This is a genomic window from Streptomyces sp. NPDC102462, from assembly GCF_044765425.1.
In the GTDB taxonomy this organism is placed as follows: Bacteria; Actinomycetota; Actinomycetes; order Streptomycetales; family Streptomycetaceae; genus Streptomyces.
In genome coordinates this window covers 1-19,798 of sequence record NZ_JBIWKB010000075.1, presented here as the reverse complement: position 1 = coordinate 19,798, position 19,798 = coordinate 1, and the positions used below count along the sequence as shown (strand labels likewise).

19 protein-coding genes, 1 pseudogene and 1 riboswitch are annotated in these 19,798 nt (G+C 73.7%); of the genes and pseudogenes, 11 read left to right on the top strand and 9 right to left on the bottom strand.

Features of this window, described 5'->3' with window-relative positions:
- Positions 1-14 precede the first annotated feature (14 nt).
- From ACIRFL_RS38535 to ACIRFL_RS38520, 4 genes are all read right to left on the bottom strand, one after another.
- On the bottom strand, positions 15-290 hold the full coding sequence (locus tag ACIRFL_RS38535) for a type B 50S ribosomal protein L31 (protein WP_404038696.1): 276 nt from the start codon (positions 288-290) through the stop codon (positions 15-17).
- Between the two features lie 45 nt (positions 291-335).
- The gene (locus tag ACIRFL_RS38530) at positions 336-806 is read right to left on the bottom strand and encodes a DUF5709 domain-containing protein (protein WP_404038693.1); all 471 of its coding nucleotides are present in this window, start codon (positions 804-806) and stop codon (positions 336-338) included.
- Positions 807-1,244: 438 nt separating this feature from the next.
- The gene (locus tag ACIRFL_RS38525) at positions 1,245-3,026 is read right to left on the bottom strand and encodes an ABC transporter ATP-binding protein (RefSeq protein WP_404038690.1); all 1,782 of its coding nucleotides are present in this window, start codon (positions 3,024-3,026) and stop codon (positions 1,245-1,247) included.
- Positions 3,023-4,861, bottom strand: a complete 1,839-nt coding sequence (locus tag ACIRFL_RS38520; RefSeq protein WP_404038688.1) for an ABC transporter transmembrane domain-containing protein — start codon at positions 4,859-4,861, stop codon at positions 3,023-3,025. Before ACIRFL_RS38520 ends, ACIRFL_RS38525 begins: the two co-directional genes overlap by 4 nt.
- Positions 4,862-4,962: 101 nt before the next feature.
- Between ACIRFL_RS38520 and ACIRFL_RS38515 the strand changes: the two genes are divergently transcribed.
- Positions 4,963-5,124, top strand: a complete 162-nt coding sequence (locus tag ACIRFL_RS38515) for a hypothetical protein (protein ID WP_404038686.1) — start codon at positions 4,963-4,965, stop codon at positions 5,122-5,124.
- A 211-nt stretch (positions 5,125-5,335) separates the two neighbouring features.
- Here the strand turns inward: ACIRFL_RS38515 and ACIRFL_RS38510 are convergent, their stop codons facing one another.
- Positions 5,336-5,785, bottom strand: coding sequence for a MarR family winged helix-turn-helix transcriptional regulator (locus ACIRFL_RS38510; protein ID WP_404038684.1), 450 nt, complete (start codon positions 5,783-5,785; stop codon positions 5,336-5,338).
- Between the two features lie 116 nt (positions 5,786-5,901).
- Here ACIRFL_RS38510 and ACIRFL_RS38505 point away from each other — a divergent pair, with 116 nt between their 5' ends.
- Both ACIRFL_RS38505 and mltG read left to right on the top strand, forming a co-directional pair.
- Positions 5,902-7,704, top strand: a complete 1,803-nt coding sequence (locus ACIRFL_RS38505) for an ABC transporter ATP-binding protein (protein WP_404038681.1) — start codon at positions 5,902-5,904, stop codon at positions 7,702-7,704.
- 43 nt (positions 7,705-7,747) lie between these two features.
- On the top strand, positions 7,748-8,620 hold the full coding sequence (gene mltG / locus ACIRFL_RS38500; RefSeq protein WP_404038679.1) for an endolytic transglycosylase MltG: 873 nt from the start codon (positions 7,748-7,750) through the stop codon (positions 8,618-8,620).
- A gap of 24 nt (positions 8,621-8,644) precedes the next feature.
- Here the strand turns inward: mltG and ACIRFL_RS38495 are convergent, their stop codons facing one another.
- The 3 genes from ACIRFL_RS38495 to ACIRFL_RS38485 form a co-directional block, all read right to left on the bottom strand.
- Positions 8,645-9,739 carry an NAD(P)-binding domain-containing protein gene (locus ACIRFL_RS38495; protein ID WP_404038676.1) on the bottom strand — a complete coding sequence of 365 codons (1,095 nt, stop codon included), beginning with the start codon at positions 9,737-9,739 and terminating at the stop codon, positions 8,645-8,647.
- A 160-nt stretch (positions 9,740-9,899) separates the two neighbouring features.
- A complete protein-coding gene (locus tag ACIRFL_RS38490; RefSeq protein WP_404038750.1) occupies positions 9,900-10,658 on the bottom strand; it encodes an ABC transporter ATP-binding protein in 759 nt (252 codons plus the stop codon).
- A 280-nt stretch (positions 10,659-10,938) separates the two neighbouring features.
- A complete protein-coding gene (locus ACIRFL_RS38485) occupies positions 10,939-11,022 on the bottom strand; it encodes a putative leader peptide (RefSeq protein WP_351734638.1) in 84 nt (27 codons plus the stop codon).
- 115 nt (positions 11,023-11,137) lie between these two features.
- Here ACIRFL_RS38485 and ACIRFL_RS38480 point away from each other — a divergent pair, with 115 nt between their 5' ends.
- Entirely contained in the window at positions 11,138-11,563 is a 426-nt protein-coding gene (locus ACIRFL_RS38480; RefSeq protein ID WP_404038674.1) for a secondary thiamine-phosphate synthase enzyme YjbQ, read from the top strand.
- A 29-nt stretch (positions 11,564-11,592) separates the two neighbouring features.
- Here ACIRFL_RS38480 and nhaA read toward each other — a convergent pair whose 3' ends face one another.
- Positions 11,593-13,464, bottom strand: coding sequence for a Na+/H+ antiporter NhaA (gene nhaA / locus ACIRFL_RS38475; protein ID WP_404038671.1), 1,872 nt, complete (start codon positions 13,462-13,464; stop codon positions 11,593-11,595).
- Between the two features lie 485 nt (positions 13,465-13,949).
- Here nhaA and ACIRFL_RS38470 point away from each other — a divergent pair, with 485 nt between their 5' ends.
- The 7 genes and pseudogenes from ACIRFL_RS38470 to ACIRFL_RS38440 all read left to right on the top strand — a co-directional run bounded on the left by ACIRFL_RS38470 (position 13,950) and on the right by ACIRFL_RS38440 (position 19,605).
- Positions 13,950-14,321 carry a hypothetical protein gene (locus ACIRFL_RS38470; protein ID WP_404038668.1) on the top strand — a complete coding sequence of 124 codons (372 nt, stop codon included), beginning with the start codon at positions 13,950-13,952 and terminating at the stop codon, positions 14,319-14,321.
- Positions 14,318-14,596, top strand: a complete 279-nt coding sequence (locus tag ACIRFL_RS38465; protein WP_404038665.1) for a hypothetical protein — start codon at positions 14,318-14,320, stop codon at positions 14,594-14,596. Before ACIRFL_RS38470 ends, ACIRFL_RS38465 begins: the two co-directional genes overlap by 4 nt.
- A gap of 134 nt (positions 14,597-14,730) precedes the next feature.
- Positions 14,731-14,945: riboswitch (cobalamin riboswitch) on the top strand.
- A 60-nt stretch (positions 14,946-15,005) separates the two neighbouring features.
- A complete protein-coding gene (locus ACIRFL_RS38460) occupies positions 15,006-16,043 on the top strand; it encodes an ABC transporter substrate-binding protein (protein ID WP_404038662.1) in 1,038 nt (345 codons plus the stop codon).
- Positions 16,040-17,053 carry a FecCD family ABC transporter permease gene (locus ACIRFL_RS38455; protein ID WP_404038659.1) on the top strand — a complete coding sequence of 338 codons (1,014 nt, stop codon included), beginning with the start codon at positions 16,040-16,042 and terminating at the stop codon, positions 17,051-17,053. Before ACIRFL_RS38460 ends, ACIRFL_RS38455 begins: the two co-directional genes overlap by 4 nt.
- Positions 17,050-17,890: pseudogene (locus ACIRFL_RS38450) on the top strand (ABC transporter ATP-binding protein). The gene ACIRFL_RS38455 and the pseudogene ACIRFL_RS38450 overlap by 4 nt, the downstream one beginning before the upstream one ends.
- A 119-nt stretch (positions 17,891-18,009) precedes the next feature.
- Complete coding sequence (locus ACIRFL_RS38445) at positions 18,010-18,819, top strand: hypothetical protein (protein ID WP_404038656.1); 810 nt, start codon at positions 18,010-18,012, stop codon at positions 18,817-18,819.
- 171 nt (positions 18,820-18,990) lie between these two features.
- On the top strand, positions 18,991-19,605 hold the full coding sequence (locus ACIRFL_RS38440; protein ID WP_404038654.1) for a sigma-70 family RNA polymerase sigma factor: 615 nt from the start codon (positions 18,991-18,993) through the stop codon (positions 19,603-19,605).
- Positions 19,606-19,798: the final 193 nt, after the last annotated feature.

Below are 19,798 nucleotides of genomic sequence, written 5' to 3'. Positions count from 1 at the left end.
CCCGCGGGCGGGGATCAGGTCGCCGTGCCGCCGGCGGTGTCCCGGCCGGCGCCGCCGTAGCGGCGCTCGAAGCGGGCCACCCGGCCCTCCGAGTCGACCGTGCGCGCCTTGCCCGTGTAGAAGGGGTGACTCTCCGAGGAGATCTCCACGTCCACCACCGGGTAGGTCTCGCCGTCGTCCCAGTCGATGGTCTGGTCGCTGGTGGCGGTGGACCGGGTCAGGAAGGCGTAGCCGGCGGAGCGGTCGCGGAAGACCACGGGGTGGTAGTCGGGGTGCTTGTCCTGCTGCATGGCGGCTCCTCGCACGGGGCGGTCGGCGGATGGGGGCGGGCGGTTTCAGGTGGGCAGGGAGTCCTCGTCCACGACGTGCACCGCGGCCTCCTCGGCCGAGGCGCCCGCGCCGTCGATGCCCACGTCGGTGGCGACGAGGGCGCTCTCCTCGTCCTCGTGGGCTCCCTCGTCGGGCGCGACGAGACGACCGGAGCGAAGATCGCCGACCTCGTTGTCGAGCGGTTCGCCGTCGGTGCCCTGGCAGTCGCCGATGCCGTCGCCGTCGGGTATGTCGAGATCGGGCAGTTCCTCGGCGAGGCGCTGGTCCAGCGACTCCCCCTGTTGGCCCTCGGCCGCCGTCACACCGGTGTGCTCCACCGCCCAGGGCCGCTCCGGGGGCGACCAGCCCCGGTCGAGCGGATCTTCGACACCGTCGTTGACCAGCGTGTCCTCCGCGTCGAGCAGCCCCGAGTCCTCCTGGATCTCGGATCCGTCCGGCTGGTAGACGTCGTCCCCCCATCCGTCGGAGCTGTTCACGGGTACCTCCAGGTGGTGGGCGTGGCCCCGTCCCACCGCGGTCGGCGGCGGTCCGCCGGCCCGCGGGGCACAGGTCTCACCCGGCTCGAACCCGATGGTTCCCGGGCATCCCCCGAACCGGTGCCGCTCTCCAGACTTCCACTCCGCTTCGGGACCGCGCAACGCCACGGCCCCGGCCCCGTGGCTCCGTGCGACGACCGGCCTGCCGCGGCCCGGGTCGCCGCCGGGACGCCGCGGCCGGCCGCCGAGGGCGACGGCCACGCCCCGGTGCGGCTCGCTCCGTCACCCGAGCCCACGCACCGCTCAGCCGGGCCGACGGTCACGGTGCTCGGCTCAGCCGGCTCGTCGTCGATCGCGGCGCCCCGCGCATCCGTGCCGCTCGTGCCCGCCGTGCCGCTCGTGCCTGCCGTGCCGCCCGGGCCCGCCGTGCCGGTCGTGTCACCCGTGCCAGGATCGCCACAGTGCCGCGTACGCCCCGTCGGCGGCGACCAGGTCGTCGTGGCTGCCCAGCTCGCTGATGCGGCCGTTCTCCACGACGGCGATGACATCGGCGTCGTGGGCGGTGTGCAGTCGGTGGGCGATGGCGACCACGGTGCGGCCGTCCAGGACCCGGGCCAGGGAACGTTCGAGGTGGCGGGCCGCACGGGGGTCGAGGAGCGAGGTCGCCTCGTCGAGGACCAGGGTGTGCGGATCGGCCAGCACCAACCGGGCCAGAGCGATCTGCTGGGCCTGGGCGGGGGTGAGCGCCAGCCCGCCCGAGCCGACCTCGGCGTCCAGCCCGTCGTCCAGGGCCCGTGCCCAGCCGTCCGCGTCGACCGCGCACAGCGCCGCCCACAGCTGCGCGTCCTCGGCGTCGGCGTCGGCGAGCAGCAGGTTGTCGCGCAGCGTGCCCACGAAGACGTGGTGCTCCTGGTTGACGAGGGCGACGTGCGAGCGGACCCGCTCGGCGGTCATCCGGGACAGCTCGGCACCGCCCAGGGTGATCCGGCCGTCGCGGGGCGCGTAGATGCCGGCGAGCAGCCTGCCCAGCGTGGACTTGCCCGCGCCCGACGGGCCGACCAGGGCGAGCCGGGTGCCCGGCGCGACCGAGAGGGACACCTTGCGCAGGACGTCGACGCCCTCGCGGTAGCCGAAGTGCACGCGGTCCGCGTGCACGTTCCGTCCGTCGGGGGCGAGCGCGGCGTCCCCGGCGTCCGGCTCGATGTCCCGCACCCCGACCAGCCGCGCCAGGGACACCTGGGCGACCTGCACCTCGTCGTACCAGCGCAGGATCAGATTGACCGGGTCGACGAGCATCTGCGCGACGAGCGCGCCCGTCGTCAGCTGGCCCACGCCGATCCAGCCCTGCAGCACGAAGACTCCGCCCGCCATCAGGACCGAGCCGAGGACCACCACATGGGTGAGGCTGACGACCGGGAAGAGCACGGAGCGCAGCCAGAGGGTGTAGCGCTCCCAGGCCGTCCACTCCCTGATCCGGCGTTCCGACAGGGCGATGCGCCGGTCGCCGAGGCGATGGGCCTCGACGGTGCGGCCGGCGTCCACGGTCTCGGCGAGCGCGGCGGCCACGGCGGCGTAACCGGCGGCCTCCGAACGGTAGCCGGAGGGGGCGCGCCTGAAGTACCAGCGGCAGCCGATCACCAGCAGCGGCACGGCGAGCAGCACGGCCGCGGCCAGCGGCGGCGCCGTGACGACCAGGCCGCCGAGCAGCAGCACCACCCAGACGGCGCCGATCGTCAGCTGCGGCACGGCCTCGCGCATGGCGTTGGACAGCCGGTCGATGTCCGTGGTGATACGGGACAGCAGGTCGCCCGTGCCGGCGCGTTCCAGGACGCCCGGCGGCAGCCCGACCGACCGGACGAGGAAGTCCTCGCGCAGGTCGGCCAGCATCCGTTCGCCGAGCATCGCGCCGCGCAGCCGCACCTCGCGCACGAACACGGCCTGCACGGCGAGCGCGAGCACGAACAGCCCGGCGGTCAGGCCCAGATGCAGCTCCCGGGCCCCGTCGGAGACCCGTTCCACGAGGCCGCCGAGGAGGTAGGGGCCCGCCATGGAGGAGACCACGGCCATCGTGTTGACGGCCATGAGGACGAGGAAGGCACGGCGGTGCCGCCGGAACAGCTCGGCCACGTAGGCGCGCACGGTCGCGATGGCACCGACGGGCAGGGTGGTGGCCGTCGTCGGGGCCGCCGGGTCGTACGCCGGTGGCGCAACGCCGATCATGCGCTCTCCTCGATCTGTTCCAGCGGGCCGTGCGGTCCGGCCTCGTCGTCCAGTGGGCCGCGCAGGGCGGCCCGGTCGTGCCGGGGGCCGGGTGCGGCCGTCTCGTCCTCGGGCGCACGGGTCACGACGGCCCGGTACCGGGGCTCGGTGCGCACCAGTTCGCGGTGCACGCCGACCGCCACCACCTCGTCGGCGTGCACCAGCACGACCCGGTCCGCGCGGTCCAGGAGGAGCGGTGACGAGGTGAACACCACCGTCGTGCGCCCCGTCCGCAGCTCACGCACGCCCTGTGCGATCCGCGCCTCGGTGTGCGAGTCGACTGCGGAGGTCGGCTCGTCCAGCACCAGCACCTCGGGGTCGGTGATCAGCGAACGGGCCAGGGCGAGCCGCTGGCGCTGGCCGCCCGACAGTGACCGTCCCCGTTCCGTGATCCGGGCGTCCATGGGATCCGCGGCGTCCAGGGACCCCTCGACGAGCGCTTCCAGCACGTCCCCGCACTGCGCCGCCGCGAGCGCCGCCTCGGCGCGGACACCCGCTGAGGCCGGCACGTCGAGGAGGTCGCGGAGCGTGCCGGACAGCAGGACCGGGTCCTTGTCCTGGACGAGGACGGCGGTGCGGGCGGTGTCCAGGGGGAGTTCGTCGAGCGGTACGCCGCCGAGCAGCACCGACGGGCCCGGCTCGGCCGGATGCCCGCCCAGCCGTTCGGCGAGCCGCCCGGCCGCGTCCGGGTCCCCGCACACCACGGCGGTCAGCAGGCCCGCGGGCGCGAGCAGACCGGTGGCCGGGTCGTACAGATCACCGCTCGGCACGTCGGCCGCGCGCGAGCCGCCGGCGTCCGTGGTCCGCTCCAGGGACAGCACGCGGGCCGCGCGCTGGGCCGAGGGGCGCGAGAAGGAGTACGCCATGGCGATCTCCTCGAAGTGCCGCAGCGGATAGGTGAGGATCATCACCGCGCTGTAGACGGTGACCAGTTCGCCGACCTCGATCCGGCCCTGCCGGGCGAGATGGACGCCGTGCCAGACGACCGCGATCATCAGCAGGCCCGGCAGCAGCACCTGGATCGCCGCGATCAGGGCCCACATCCGGGCGCTGCGCACGGCGGCGTGCCGCACTTCCTGGGAGGCGCGGCGGTAGCGGTCGAGGAACAGTTCCTCGCCGCCGATGCCGCGCAGCACGCGCAGCCCGGCGACGGTGTCGGAGGCCAGCTCCGTGGCCCGGCCGGCCTTGGTGCGCTGGACGTCGGCGCGCCGGGTCGCCCGGGGCAGCAGCGGCAGCACGGCGAGGGCGAGCACGGGCAGGCCGACCGCCACGACGACGCCGAGAGCCGGCTGGTAGACGAGCAGGCCCACGCAGACCACGACGACGGTCAGGGCGGCGGCGGTGAAGCGGGAGACGGCCTCGACGAACCAGCCGATCTTCTCGACGTCGCCGGTCGAGACGGCCACCACCTCACCGGCCGCGACCCGCCGGGTCAGCCCCGAACCGAGCTGCGCGGCCTTACGGGCCAGCAGTTGCTGGACGCGGGCGGCGGCGGTGATCCAGTTGGTGACGGCCGCGCGGTGCAGGAAGGTGTCGCCGACCGCGATGCCGATGCCGCAGATCACCATCAGTACGCCGGTCAGGGCGAGCCGGCTGCCCGAGCGGTCCACGACGGCCTGGACGGCGAGCCCGACACAGAACGGAAGCGAGGAGACGGACACGAAGTGCAGCAGGCCCCAGGCGAGCGCCTTGAGTTGGCCGCCCAGTTGGTTGCGCCCCAGCCACCACAGGGATCGGGGACCCGAACGCGCGTCCGGCACGCCCGGGTCGGGATACGGAAGGTCTTGAATCTGCATGACGTCCCAGTGGCTCGTGTCAGGGAGGAAGCGGACGGGGGTGACGGCGTAGAAGCGGTAGCAAACCGTGCAAGGTTCGCGTCGGAGGGTGGTGAAAATCAATGGGTTTTCCAGGGCGGTACGCAATCGCCGGGTTCGCGGCGCCGGGCGGGATTGCCGGGACGGCCGACTGGTCGCAGAGCAGCGGTCATGAGAAGACCACGCCGCGCGACAGCGAGCGCATCGTCGCCGAGGTGTACGCCACCGGATCCGGCCGCTGCTGAACGGGGCCCCTGAGCCCTGCGCCGCGACGCCCCACGCCGGACCTCGCGCCGCGGCATTCCACGCAGGGCTCCGCGCCGCGGTACCTCACGCCGGGCTCTGTGCCGCGGTACCTCACTCCGGGCTCCGTGCCGCGGTACCTCACCCCGGCCGTCCTGCTGCGGCGCCCGCTCCGGCGTCACGGGGTCGGGGCCCGCGCAGGTCGCGGGGCGCTCAGCAGCGTTCGTTGAGCGCCCCGTCGATCAGGGTGTCCAGCAACCCGCCGAGCAGTTCGCGCTGCTCGGCGGAGAGCGGAGCCAGGATCTCCGCGGCCGCCGCGCGTCGCGCGTCGCGCAGTTCAGCGAGCGTCGCGCGCCCGTCGTCGGTCAGCTCGATCCGGGTCACCCGGCGGTTCGTCGGATCCGGCACCCGGCGCACCTTGCCGTTCGACTCCAGACCGTCGACCAGTGTGGTCACCGCGCGCGGCACCACTTCCAGGCGCGCGGCGAGGTCGGCCATGCGCGGCGGCGAGCCGTAGTGTGCGAGGGTGCGCAGCAGCCGGGACTGGGCCGGGGTGACGCCCAGGTCCCGGCGCTCCAGATGGCGCTTCTGGATGCGGTGGACCCGGCGGGTGAGGCGCAGCAGCTGCTCGGCGAGCAGGCCCTCGGGGTCGGGGGTGGTCATGGCGGGAACAATATCAGGACGCCATTCATTGTGAGTGAAGGTAACAATGAGCTATGATCCTCCAGTCGCCGTCGGCCGCACCGCGTGCCGACGCCCGCTCACCTCCGTAGGAGCCCATGCATCCCGAACACAACCCCACCTGGACGCCGACTGCCGGCGCGGAAAAACAGCCCCGGCAGGTGCGCCGCATCCTGGCCCTCTTCCGCCCCTACCGCGGGCGGCTCGCGATCGTCGGCGTGCTGGTCGGCGCCTCGTCGCTGGTGTCCGTCGCCACGCCGTTCCTGCTGAAGGAGACCCTGGACGTCGCCATCCCGCAGGGCCGCACCGGCCTGTTGAGCCTGCTCGCGCTCGGCATGATCCTCAGCGCCGTCCTCAACAGCGTCTTCGGCGTGCTGCAGACCCTGATCTCGACGACCGTCGGCCAGCGCGTCATGCACGACCTGCGCACCGCCGTCTACGGCCGCCTCCAGCGCATGTCGCTCGCCTTCTTCACCCGCACCCGCACCGGCGAGGTGCAGTCCCGCATCGCCAACGACATCGGCGGCATGCAGGCCACCGTCACCTCCACCGCGACCTCCCTGGTCTCCAACCTGACCGGCGTGGTCGCCACGATCGTCGCGATGATCGCCCTCGACTGGCGGCTGACCGTGGTCTCCCTGGTCCTGCTGCCGGTGTTCGTGTGGATCGGCCGCCGCGTCGGCAACGAACGCAAGCGGATCACCACCCAGCGCCAGAAGCAGATGGCCGCCATGGCCGCCACCGTCACCGAGTCCCTGTCCGTCAGCGGCATCCTGCTGGGCCGCACGATGGGCCGCGCCGACTCGCTCACGCGGTCCTTCGCCGAGGAGTCCGAGCAACTGGTCGACCTGGAGGTCCGGTCCAACATGGCCGGCCGCTGGCGCATGGCCGTGATCACCATCGTCATGGCCGCGATGCCGGCCGTCATCTACTGGGCCGCGGGGATGACGCTCCAACTGGGCGGCCCCCAGGCGTCCATCGGCACCATCGTCGCCTTCGTCTCGCTCCAGCAGGGCCTGTTCCGCCCGGCCGTGAGCCTGCTGGCGACCGGTGTGCAGATCCAGACCTCGCTCGCCCTCTTCCAGCGCATCTTCGAGTACCTCGACCTGCCGATCGACATCACCGAGCGCGCCGAGCCCGTCCGTCTGGACCGGGTCAAGGGCGAGGTCCGGTTCGAGGACGTCGAGTTCCGCTACGACGCCGAGGGCGCCCCCGTGCTGGCCGGCATCGACATCACCGTCCCCGCGGGCGGCAGCCTGGCGATCGTCGGCCCGACCGGCGCGGGCAAGTCCACGCTCGGCTACCTGGTGCCCCGGCTGTACGACGTCACCGGGGGCCGGGTCACCCTGGACGGCGTCGACGTGCGCGACCTCGACTTCGACACCCTCGCCCGGACGGTCGGCGTCGTCTCGCAGGAGACGTACCTCTTCCACGCCTCGGTCGCCGACAACCTCCGCTTCGCCAAGCCGGACGCCACCGAGGAGGAACTGCACGCCGCGGCGAAGGCCGCCCAGATCCACGACCACATCGCGGCGCTGCCCGACGGCTACGACACGGTCGTCGGCGAGCGCGGCCACCGCTTCTCCGGCGGGGAGAAGCAGCGGCTGGCCATCGCCCGCACCATCCTGCGCGATCCTCCGGTCCTGATCCTCGACGAGGCGACCAGCGCCCTGGACACCCGCACCGAGCACGCCGTTCAGGAGGCCATCGACGCCCTGTCCGCCAACCGGACGACGCTCACCATCGCGCACCGCCTCTCCACCGTCCGCGGGGCCGACCAGATCGTGGTCCTCGATGCCGGACGGGTGGCCGAACGGGGCACGCACGAGGAGCTGTTGGGGCTGGGCGGCCGGTATGCGGCCCTGGTCCGCCGGGACGCGCAACTGGAACCGACAAGCTGAAGATATGCCAGGTTTGCGGAGGTATGCGGGTTAACGTGCCCGCATGCAGATGAACACTCCGCCACGGAGCACGATGCGACTCACGCGCCGGGGCAAGCTCGTCCTCCTTGTGACCGGCGTCGTCGTGGCCGGCACCGCCGTGGCGGTGCCGCTGCTGACCCTGGGCGAGGAACGGCGCGCCGGCAGCCTGGTCATCCCGGAGGGCTGGCGCGCGAGTCAGGTCTACGAGGCCGTCGACAAGGCGCTCGCCCTGCCCGCGGGCAGCACCGCGAAGTCCATCGACAAGGCCGGCCTCAAACTGCCCCATGACGCCGACGGCAACCCGGAGGGCTACCTCTTCCCGGCCACGTACCGCGTCGACAAGGACAGCACGCCCCAGACACTGCTGCAACAAATGATCGACACCGCGAACGACAAGTTCGACGTCGCCCCCGTGGCCGCCGGCGCCCAGCGCAACGCGATGAACGTCTACCAGGCGGTCACCATCGCGAGCATCGTCCAGGCCGAGGCCGCCTCCAGGACCGACATGGGAAAGGTCGCCCGGGTCGTCCTCAACCGGCTGCAGCGCGGCATGCCGTTGCAGATGGACTCCACCCTCAACTACGCGCTGCGCCGGCATTCCGTACGCACCAGCCTGGACGACACCCGGATCGACAGCCCCTACAACTCCTACCAGCGCATGGGTCTGCCACCGACACCGATCGACAACCCGGGCGAGGACGCGATGCGCGCCACGCTCAACCCGACACCGGGCGACTGGCTGTACTTCGTCACGGTCAAGCCGGGCGACACCCGCTTCACCGCCGACTACGCCGAACACCAGCGCAACGTCGCGGAGTTCAACGCGCTCCACCAGAAGAGGAGCGAGACGCCGCACAGTCCGAGCGCGACGGCATCCCGGTCCGGAGCCACATAGCCCCCGGACCGGGGCCGCGCGAGGTCACGCGGCGAGAGGCTGCGCGGCCAGCAGTCGTCTGATGTCCCGCACGGCGGCGCGCCCCGCCCGGTTGGCGCCGATGGTGCTCGCCGACGGGCCGTAACCGACCAGGTGGATCCGCGGATCGGCGGCCACGCGGGTCCCCTCGACCTGGATACCGCCACCCGGGGCGCGCAGCCGCAGCGGTGCCAGATGGTCGAGGGCGGCCCGGAACCCGGTCGCCCACAGGATCACATCGGCCTCGACGTGCCGCTCCCCGCCCAGCCCGGGGGATCCCAGCCACTGGACCCCGTCCGGGGTGATCCGGTCGAACATCGGCCGCCGGTCCAGGACGCCGTCCCGCAGCCCCTGCCGGATCGCGTCGTTGAGCGGCAGTCCGGTGACCGAGACCACACTCCGGGGCGGCAGCCCCTGCCGCACCCGCTCCTCGACCAGGGCCACCGCGGACCGGCCCGCACCCTCGTCGAACGGACCCTCCCGGAAGACCGGCGGCCGCCGGGTGACCCAGGTGGTGGCCGCCGCGTACGGCGCGATCTCCAGGAGGTGCTGAGTGCCGGACGCGCCGCCGCCCACCACGACCACCCGCTGCCCGGCGAACTCCTCGGGCCCCGCGTACTGGGCGGTGTGCAACTGCCGTCCCCGGAAGGTCTCCTGTCCCGGGTAGCGCGGCCAGAACGGCCGGTCCCAGGTGCCGGTGGCGTTGATCAGGGCGCGTGTGGACCAGGTGCCGTCCGAGGTCTCCACGAGCAGCCGCCCGTCGGTGCCCTCACGCACCGCGCGGACGTCCACCGGCCGCCGCACCCGCAGGTCGAACGCCCGCTCGTAGGCGTCGAAGTAGGCGCCGATGACCTCCGCCGACGGCCGCGCCGGATCGGCGTCGGTCAGCTCCATGCCCGGCAGCGAGTGCATCCCGTGCACCTTGCCGTACGTCAGCGACGGCCAGCGGAACTGCCAGGCGCCGCCCGGCGCGGGGGAGTGGTCGAGGACCACGAAGTCGCGGTCCGGCGCGAAACCGGTGCGCCGCAGGTGATAGGCGCTGGACAGACCGGCCTGTCCAGCGCCCGTGACGACAACCTCGACCTCGCGCTCGTTGTTCACGTTCCTGCCAACAGCACCGTGGCCGGGGATCTTCCCGCGCGCCGGACAGCGGGAACCGGTGCGGCCCTACGGTCAGGTCCGCCAGGAGCGCGGCGGCGGCACGGGGAATCCGGGGCGCGGCAGCGGGGGCGCGGGGCGGGTCCGGGTCGTTGCGCGGAGGTCAGCCGGCTTCGGTGGCGGTGCTGACGGCGAGTCGCTTCAGCAGGCCGGCGCACAACTCCGCGAACCGGGGATCGGAGGTGTCACGCGGCCGGCCGAGATCGATCCGCCGCTCGTGCGCGATGACGCCGCCGTCCATGACGAGGACGCGATCGGCGAGCAGCACGGCCTCCTCGACGTCATGGGTGACCAGCAGCACGGTGCGGCCGCGGCGCCGCCACACCTCCTCGACCAGCCGCTGGGCCGCGATACGGGTGAGCGCGTCCAGCGCGCCGAACGGCTCGTCGAGCAGCAGCAGATCCGGATCGCGCACCAGCGCGCGGGCCAGCGAGGCGGGCCGGGACTGGCCACCGGACCGCGTCTTCGGCCGGGCGGCGGCCCGGTGGCCAGGCCCGACCTCGTCCGACGCCCGCCCTGCGACCGGCCGTCCGCCCCTGCCCGCAAGCCCGAGCAGGACAGTGCGCCACACCCGCTTCCACGGCATCGGCCCGGCCGCCTGGAACGCGATCGCCCGGCGCCGCGGCACCAGGACGGTGCCCTCGATGTCCCGGTCGAATCCGGCGAGGACGCGCAGCAGCGTGGACTTGCCGCTGCCGCTGCGCCCGAGCAGCGCGACGAACTCGCCCGGCCGGACGTCGAGGTACAGATCGTCGAGCACGGCACGGCCGTCGAAGCGGCGGGTGAGTCCGGCGACATGGACCGCCTGGCCGGTCACCGGTCGGTGAACGTCGGTCGCCGTCGCAGCGGCGGCCTTTCGCAGCCGGGCGAGGCCGAGGCGGTGGCGCAGCCCGGTGAGCACGCCGGGCAGTGCGCCCGGCCGTACGACGTGCCGCACGCGTCCCCACCGGGACAGGCCCAGGGACTCCCCGGCCTCGATCACCTGGGCGTCCTCGGGGCGGCCGGGCGGGGCCTGGCCGAGGGTCATGGGTGCTCCACGGGCAGAAGGGGAGTGGGGTGTGCCTCGGCGTCGCCGTGTCAGGACCGGGCGGAACGCAACGGCAGGAGTGCGGCGCGCAGATGAACGCGCGGGAGCGAGGGCGTCAGCGGCCGCGGCGACACGCGGCGGAGGCCACCCGCAGCAGGTCGATGTGACCGCGCGTGGTGAGCAGGGCTGAACGCTGCATGCGGGCGACCGTAGCCAGTCGGCGCCGCGGCGGTCAACGGCGCCTCGGAGAGCGGACCCGCGTACCAGCGGCCGGGCGACGGCCGGAACCCTGCCGCATGCGCGAGGATGGTGGCATGTCAGATGCCTTCACCACGCGCGTGCTGAACGTCGCCACCGGCTCCCGGGAGCGGGTCGTCGACCTCACCGGTGACTGCGAGGCCTTCCTGCGGGAGACGGCGGCCGGCCGCGACGGCCTCCTCAACATCTTCGTGCCGCACGCCACCGCGGGGATCGCCGTCATCGAGACCGGCGCCGGCAGCGACGAGGACCTGCTCGCTGCCCTGCACACCCTGCTGCCCGCGGACGACCGCTGGCAGCACCGGCACGGCAGCCCCGGCCACGGCCGCGACCACGTCCTCCCCGCGATCGTCCCCCCGCACTCCACGCTGCCCGTGCTGCACGGCCGCCTGGAACTGGGAACATGGCAGTCCGTGTGCCTGGTGGACACCAACCGGGACAACCCGAACCGGCAGGTCCGGCTGAGTTTTCTGGCGGGATGACCCGGGCCGTACGGCGCCGGGTGCCGGGGCTACGGGGCCGGGTCTGACAGCGATGCCCGGTCCCGGGCCGTGCGTACCGCCAGTGACAGTGAGGCGACGTCGTACGCGCCGTGGTGCCGCCGGCCGTTGACGAAGAACGTCGGCGTGCCCGAGACCCCGCTCAGATCGGCCGACTCCACGTCCTCGGCCACCCGTTCCGCGCCGGCCCGCGCCCGCAGGTCGCGGCGGAACGCCGTCATGTCGAGCCCGATCCGCTCGGCGTGCTCCAGGAGGTCCTTCACCTGGAGGCTCCCCTGGTGGCTGATCAGGACGTCGTGCAGCTCCCAGTAGCGGCCCTGCGACGCCGCCGCCTCCACGGCCTCGGCGGCGAGCTGCGCGTCGGGATGGACGTCCGTGAGGGGCAGATGCCGCCAGACGTAGCGCAGGTCGTCGCCGAACTCGGCCAGCAACGCGCGTACCACCGGCTCCGCCCGTCCGCAGTACGGGCATTCGTAGTCGCCGTACTCGACCAGGGTCACCGGAGCGTCGAGCGGGCCGCGCACATGGTCGCGCGCCGCGTCGACGGGATCGCTCAGATCGACGATCGGCTGCCCCTCGCCCAGCAGCGCCCGGGTCCGCCGGCGCGCGGGCAGCAGGGCGATGGCCCGCGTCAGGACCCACGAGATCAGACAGGACAGCACGACGGCCGCCAGAATGCCGGCCTTCGCCTGTTCCAGCCGCTGCCCGTGGAAGGCGAGCGTGGCGATCAGCAGCGCCACCGTGAAGCCCACACCGGCGAGGCTGCCGCCCACGGCGACCGCGCCCCAGCCCACCGCCGGGCGCAGCCGGCCCCGGCTCACCCGCGCCGCCAGCCAGGTGGCGCCCAGGATGCCGGCCGGTTTGCCCAGGACGTAGCCGCAGACGATGCCCAGCGTGACGGGTGAGGTGAACGCCGCCGCGATCCGGTCGGCGCTGATCGTCAGGCCCGCGTTGGCCAGCGCGAACAGCGGCACGATGACATGGCTCGTCCACGGGTGGATCATCCGCTGCAGCCGCTCGTTGGGCGAGAGGGCGGAGGCCAGACCGCGGCGCAGGGTGCGTTCCAGTTCCGGCGTCGGCTGTTCCCGAAACCCCCGGAACAGCCGGGTGACCCGCTCCAGGGCGTGCCGCTCGGCCGGATGCGCGTACGTCAGCAGCCCCATGACCAGGCCGCTGACCACCGGGTCCACCCCCGACCGCAGCAGCGCGCCCCACAGGGCCACCCCCAGGACCGCGTACACGCCGGTGATCCGGACCCCGGCCGCGCGCAGTGCGAGAAGCAGGGCGAGGACGCCGAGCGCGACGCCCAGCGCGGTGAGGCTGACCGTGCCGCTGTAGGCGAGGGCGATGACGACCAGCGCCACGAGGTCGTCGGTGACCGCGACGGTGAGCAGGAAGACCCGCAGACCGCCCGGCAGCCGGGAACCGAGCACGGCGAGCATGCCCAGGGCGAAGGCCGTGTCGGTGGACATGGCGGCGCCCCAGCCCTGCGCCGAGTCCAGTCCGGCGTTGAAGCCGAGGTAGATCGCGACCGGGACGAGCATGCCGCTGACCCCGGCGACCACGGACAGCACGACGCGGCGCCGCTCGCGCAGTTCCCCCACGTCGACCTCGCGGCGGGCCTCCAGACCCACGACGAAGAAGAACAGCGTCATCAGGCCGCTGTTCACCCACTCGCGCAGCTCCAGGGAGAGATCGGCCGAACCGATCGTGAGCGACATGTCCGTCCGCCACCACGACGCATAGCCGCCGGGGGAGACGTTGGCCCAGACGAGGGCCACGATCACCGCGCCGAGCAGCACGGCGGCGCTGCCGGTCTCGGTCCGCAGGAAGGTGCGCAGCGGGCTGCGCGGACCCGCGCCGCACGCGGTCTGTCCGGTCATGGACACGGCCCCGGACGGTGCGGGACCGGTCGGCTCTGGCGGCACGTCGTGCACCCGCATCCCGATCAGTCGACGAAGACCCCGGCCGGGTCGATGGGCGGGAGCCGGCCGGGCGGGGACGGCCGTCCTCCTGGACGGGTACGCGGCACCGGAGCCGAGGGCGGAGCCGGATGCCGTCGCGTGCGTGACAGTTTAGTGAGGGGGCCGGCGCGGGGCCTGGAATCGACGGCGGGCCTGCTCCCCGCGGGTGAGCAGAATTTGCGTCGCTGTGCAACTATGGAGGGGTGCCGGAAGCCCGGAGGACCGGGTGCACGCCGACCGAGGAGGAGGTGAGCGACATGGATCGCAGCAGCAGTAGTCCGGGCCGCGCGAGGCCCCGCATCCCCATGTCCCCCCGCTCCTCGGGCACCCGGTAGCCCCCCGCCCCGCACGGCGGCTGCCATGCCCTCGACCTGCCCCGCCGCGACGGGGAAGGGGAGGTACCCATGGCGAACCCGACCACCTTCGGCCCCGCCCTCTGCCGCGCCGCCGGTGCCGCCTCCTGCGTGGTGCCGGGCAGCGGCTTGTCCGGCGCCGCGGGTGCCCGTGGCCTCGACACGACCGCCCCACCGCGGTGTTGGGCCGCCGGCAGTCGGGGTCTGTGGCGCGATCTGACGCTGCCGCGTGGACTGCCGATGTCCCGTGGGCTGTCGGCGGCGCGCGACGGCGCCGTGCCCGCCCGTGTCTGCCGCAGCGGTGACCCTGTCCGTCGCCTGGAACGGCTCATCGCGCGGCTCGTCCCGGAGCCCGGAGTGCGGGATGCGTACCGGCATCCGGACCACGGCCCGCTCGGCACGGCACGGGAGGCGGCGGCATGAACGACCTCGAAACCCAGAGCGCACGCCGCACCGTCCGCCGCGCCGCCCGGCGCCTGGCGGAGGACGCACCCAAGCTCGTCGTCGGCTCCGCGGACGCCTACCGGACCGGCCTCGCCACCCGCGCCGCCGACCTGCGCCGGGCCGTGCTCGCCGCCTGGCTCACCGGCGTGCCCGAGCACGTCATAGCCGCCGACGGCGGACTGTCCCCGGCCGTCGTGCACGAGTGGATCTGCGCCGGGACCCCGCCCGTGGACCCGGAGGACGGACCGGGGTGAGGCACGACGTCCCACCCGGGCCGGAGCGCCGGGTGTCAGCAGGCGGCCCGGCACACCGATGCCGGCATGGCCGACGTGGCGGACGCGGGCGCTCGGCCCGGGGACGGGGCCGGGTCCTGGCGGCCGGGCGATCTTGGTAGCCTGGCCGGGCCAGTCGTGCCACATCCGAGGCCAGGGAATCCGGTGCGAATCCGGAACTGACGCGCAGCGGTGAGGGGGACGGGCAGGGCACACCAAGCCACTGGGAGGGGTTCGGGCCGGCCGCGAGGCCGGTGCGGGGCCGTACCGGGAAGGCGCCCCGTCCGGACGAACCCGAGTCCGAAGACCTGCTGGCACCTCCGCGCCCCGTGCGCGGAGGACGTCCGTAGGCCAGGCTCCGCGTACGAGCCCCGACACCCGAGGCAGGCCCGTGTTCCGTTCCCCGTGCCGTCCCGCCCTGCTGTTGCTCACCCCGGCGCTGCTGCTGACCGCGTGCGGCGGCCCCGGCGGATCCGCCCCCGACTCCGGCCGTTCCGCCGCCGGTTACCCCCGCACGATCGACAACTGCGGCCATCCGGTCACCCTGGCGTCGGCCCCCGAACACGCCGTCTCCCTCAACCAGGGCAGTACCGAGATCCTGCTCTCCCTCGGTCTCGGGGACCGTCTCGCCGGCACCGCCACCTGGACCGACCCGGTGATGAAGGGCCTGGAGAAGGCCAACGCGTCCGTGCCCCGGCTCGCCGAGAACAACCCCTCCTTCGAGAAGGTGCTCGACGCCGAACCCGACTTCGTCACCGCGTCTTTCGTCTCCACCCTCGGCCAGGGCGGCGTCGCCACCCGCGAGCAGTTCGAGAAGCTGGGCGTGCCCACGTACGTCTCCCCGTCCGACTGCGCCGCCGGAAAGGACAACGACAGCGGCGGCGACGGCTCCCGCAGCGCCCCGCTCACCCTCGACACCGTGTACGGCGAGATACGCGACCTGGCCCGCGCGTTCGGCGTCGACGAACGCGGAGACCGGCTCGTCGCACGTCTGAAGGAGCGGGTGCGGGCGGCCACCGACGGCCTCGACGCCTCCGGCGTCTCGCTCATGTACTGGTTCGCCAACTCCCAGTCGCCCTACCTGGCCGGCTGCTGCGGCGCCCCCGGCGCCATCACCCGGGCCGTCGGCGCGTCGAACGTGTTCTCCGGCACCCACGAAGAGTGGCCCCAGATCAACTGGGAGACCGTCGCCGACCGCGACCCGGACGTCATCGTCCTCGGCGATCTGACCCGCAGGTCCCAGACGGCCGAGAGCGCCAAGGCCAAGATCCGCTTCCTGGAGAGCGACCCCGCCACCCGCAATCTCACCGCCGTCAGGAAGAAGCGGTACATCCTGCTCAGCGGGCAGGCCATGAACCCGTCCATCCGCACGGTCGAGGGAATCGAACCGGTCGCCGCCGGACTGCGTGACCTCGGGCTCGTCAAGTGAACCTCCGCGCCCCGCTGTTGACCGCAGGCGGGCTGCTGGCGGTGACCGCGTCGGTGGCGTTCGCCGTGACCATAGGCCCCGCCGACATCTCCACCGCCGACGTCTGGGCCTGCGTCGCCGCCCACCTCGGCTTCGGGGACAGCCAGTTGGCGCCGCTGCGGGACGGCATCGTATGGAACCTGCGCATGCCCCGCACCCTGCTGGCCGCCCTCTGCGGCGCGGGCCTCGCGGTGTGCGGGGCGGTGATGCAGTCCCTGCTGCGCAATCCGCTCGCCGACCCGTTCGTGCTCGGGGTGTCCTCCGGGGCGTCCACCGGCGCGGTCGCCGTGGTCGTGCTCGGGGTCGGCGGGGGAGCGGTGTCGCTGTCGGCGGGCGCGTTCGCCGGTGCCCTGCTCTCCTTCGGGCTCGTCCTCGTGCTCGGTCACACCCTGGGCGGCGCCCCCGACCGGGTGGTGCTCTCCGGCGTGGCGGCCATGCAACTGTTCTCCGCGCTCACCTCGTTCACCGTCCTGACGTCGGCGGACGCGGAGACCACGCGAGGCGTGCTGTTCTGGCTGCTCGGCTCGCTGACCGGCGCCGGCTGGGGCGAGGTGCTGCTGTGCGCCGTCGTGCTCGCCGCCGTGCTCGTGGTCTGCCTCGGGTACGCCCGCACCCTGGACGCGTTCGCGTTCGGCGAGGACGCGGCGGCGGCGCTCGGTGTGCGTGTCGCCCGCACCCGGCTGGTCCTGCTGTGCGCGACCGCGCTGCTGACCGCGACACTCGTCAGCTGCACCGGGGCGATCGGCTTCGTCGGCCTGGTGCTGCCGCATGCGGCCCGCGCGCTCACCGGTTCCGGCCACGCCCGGCTGCTGCCGGTCACGGCACTGGCCGGAGCCGTCTTCCTGGTGTGGGCGGACACCGTCGCCCGTACCGTCATCGATCCCCAGGAGGTGCCGGTGGGCGTGGTGACGTCGCTGATCGGCGTACCGGCGTTCGTGGCCGTCCTGTACCGCGGACGGAGGCGGACATGACCGGCCCGGACCCCACGTCCGACCGGGTCCCCACGTCCGACCGGGACGCCCCGCCCGGTCTGCGCGCGGAGCGCGTCACGCGCCGCATCGACGGCCGGATCATCGTCGACGGCGTCACCCTCGCCCCCCGGCCCGGGCAGACGATCGGCCTGCTCGGCCCCAACGGCAGCGGCAAGTCGACCCTGCTCAGGCTGCTCGCCGGAGTGCTCGCGCCCACCGCGGGAGTCGTCACCCTGGACGGCCGCCCGCTGGCCCGGGTCGGCCGCCGGGCCACCGCGCGGCGCATCGCCACCGTCGAACAGCACGCGCACACCCAGACCGAGCTGACCGTCCGGGACGTCGTCGCGCTGGGCCGCATCCCGCACCGGCGGGCCTGGGCCGCGGCCGGTGCCGACGACGCGCGCGGTCGCCGACGCACTGGCCCGCACCGGGCTGACCGAGCGGGCCGGCCAGTTCTGGCACACGCTGTCCGGCGGCGAGCGCCAGCGCGCGCAGATCGCCCGCGCCCTCGCCCAGCAACCCCGCGAACTGCTGCTGGACGAACCCACCAACCACCTCGACATCCAGCACCAGTTGGACCTGCTGGACCTCGTCGCCGACCTGCCGGTCACCACCGTGATCGCGCTGCACGACCTGAACCTCGCCGCGATGTACTGCGACCGGCTGCTCGTCCTGCGAGACGGCCGGGCGGTCGCGGAAGGCACCCCCTCCACGGTCCTGACGCCCGCCCTCATCGAGCGGGTCTACGGCGTCCGTGCCGAGGTCACCCAGCACCCCGGCCACCCGGTGATCCGCTTCCTGCGCCGGCCGACCCGCGCTGCGGACGGGCCCGCCTGACCGGATACGGCACCGACGGTGGTGTGGTCTGGATCACATGGGGTGAGTTGAGTGTGTGACGGGGACAGGATCCGTACCCAGGAGTGACGACCGATGCCCTGACCCGAGGATGAGGCGCCATGACCGCAGGGTGGTGTTCTCGCACGGTACGGGCCGCGCTGTTCGCGGCCGTCTGTGTGCTGCTCGCCGCCCTGGGCCACGTTCTGATGTCCGGTCGCCATGTGCCCGCAGGGGCGCTGGCCGCCGGGGGCGTCGCGACCGGTGTGGTGGGCTGGTGCCTGGCGGGCCGTGAGCGGGGGCCGGCGCTGATCGTGACGGTGGTGGTCGCCGCCCAGACGGCGCTCCACTCGGCGTTCACCCTCGCCCAGCGGGCATCCGGGGACCCGGGGACCTTGGGCGTGCACTCCATGGGCGTGAACCCCATAGGCGTGCAGCCCATGGGCCTCACCACCATGGGTGCGGGCTCTATGGGCCCGGACGCCATGGGCACGGCGTCCGTGGGCAGGGGCCCCATGGATATGGGCTCCATGGATATGGGCGAAGCCCCCATGGTGCCCCACATGGGGTTCGGACACATGGACGTGCTCCACATGGCCGCCGGGCACATGGGCCTGGGCCCCATGGATCACCTGGATCACCTGGGCCATCCCGCCGGCACCTCAGCGTTCGGCATGCTCCTCGCGCATCTGCTGGCCGCCGTGCTGTGCGGCCTGTGGCTGGCCCATGGCGAGCGGGCCGCCTTCCGCGTCCTGCGGGCGGTGGCCGCCAGGCTCGCCGCTCCGCTGCGCCTCCTGCTCACCCCGCCCGGCACCCCGGACGGCCCGCGTGTCCGTGTGCGCCGCCTCCGCTCCGTCCGGGCGCCGCGGCTCCTGCTTCTCGTGCATGCGATCACCACGCGGGGTCCGCCCACGGGAACCGCTGTCGTCTGACGACAGCCGGTTCCCCGGGGCTGCCCCTGCGCTCCCCGGGTCCCGGCCGTAGGCCCGCGTGCGCCGTGGCGCCCCGGGACGCGGCCGTCTCCCCGCACACCGGAACATGCCGGTCCGCCCGTGCTCCCGCGCGTGTGTGGCCGGATCCGGACGATCCGAGAAGGACACCAGGTGATTGCTTCCGCCCTGCCCGCCTCGCGCGACGCGAGCGCCGCCCCACCGCACGGTGACGAGTCGATCACCGCCCGGGCGCTGGCCGCCCGCGGCGGCGATCCCCGGGCCGTCGAGGACTTCGTGCACGCCCTGCACCGGGACGTACGGCGCTTCGTCGCCCACCTGTGCGGCGATCCGCAGGCCGTCGACGACCTGGCGCAGGACACCTTCCTGCGCGCGCTCGGCAGTCTGCACCGGTTCAAGGGGCGCTCGTCGGCCCGGACCTGGCTGCTGGCCATCGCCCGGCGCGCGGTGATCGACAGCCACCGGCACGCCGCCGCCCGGCCGCGCCTCGCCGACGTACCGGACTGGCCGCTGGCCGTGGAGCGGGCGCAGCCCCGGCATCTGCCCGGTTTCGACGACGGTGTCGTCCTGCTGGATCTGCTGGCGGCGCTGCCCGACGAACGCCGGGAGGCGTTCGTCCTCACCCAGGTGTATGGGCTGGCGTACGCGGAGGCGGCCGAGGTGAGCGACTGTCCCGTGGGCACGGTCCGCTCGCGGGTGGCCCGGGCCCGGGCCACGCTCGTGGACCTGCTGACCGATGACGACGCCTCCGCCGCGGCGGCGACCTGACCCCGGCCGGCGCCGTGTGCCCTCCCCCTGGGTCCTGCCGTCAAACTCCCGTCGTTCGCCCGGAGGGCGGGCGGGGGTTTGACGACAGGGCCTAGGCTCAATGCCGGTGACTTAGGTGGTGTTCGGTCTGGAGATCGTGAGGACTGCCGTGGTTGGTGGTGGCGCATCGCGGTGCTCGGCTCGCTTGAGGGGC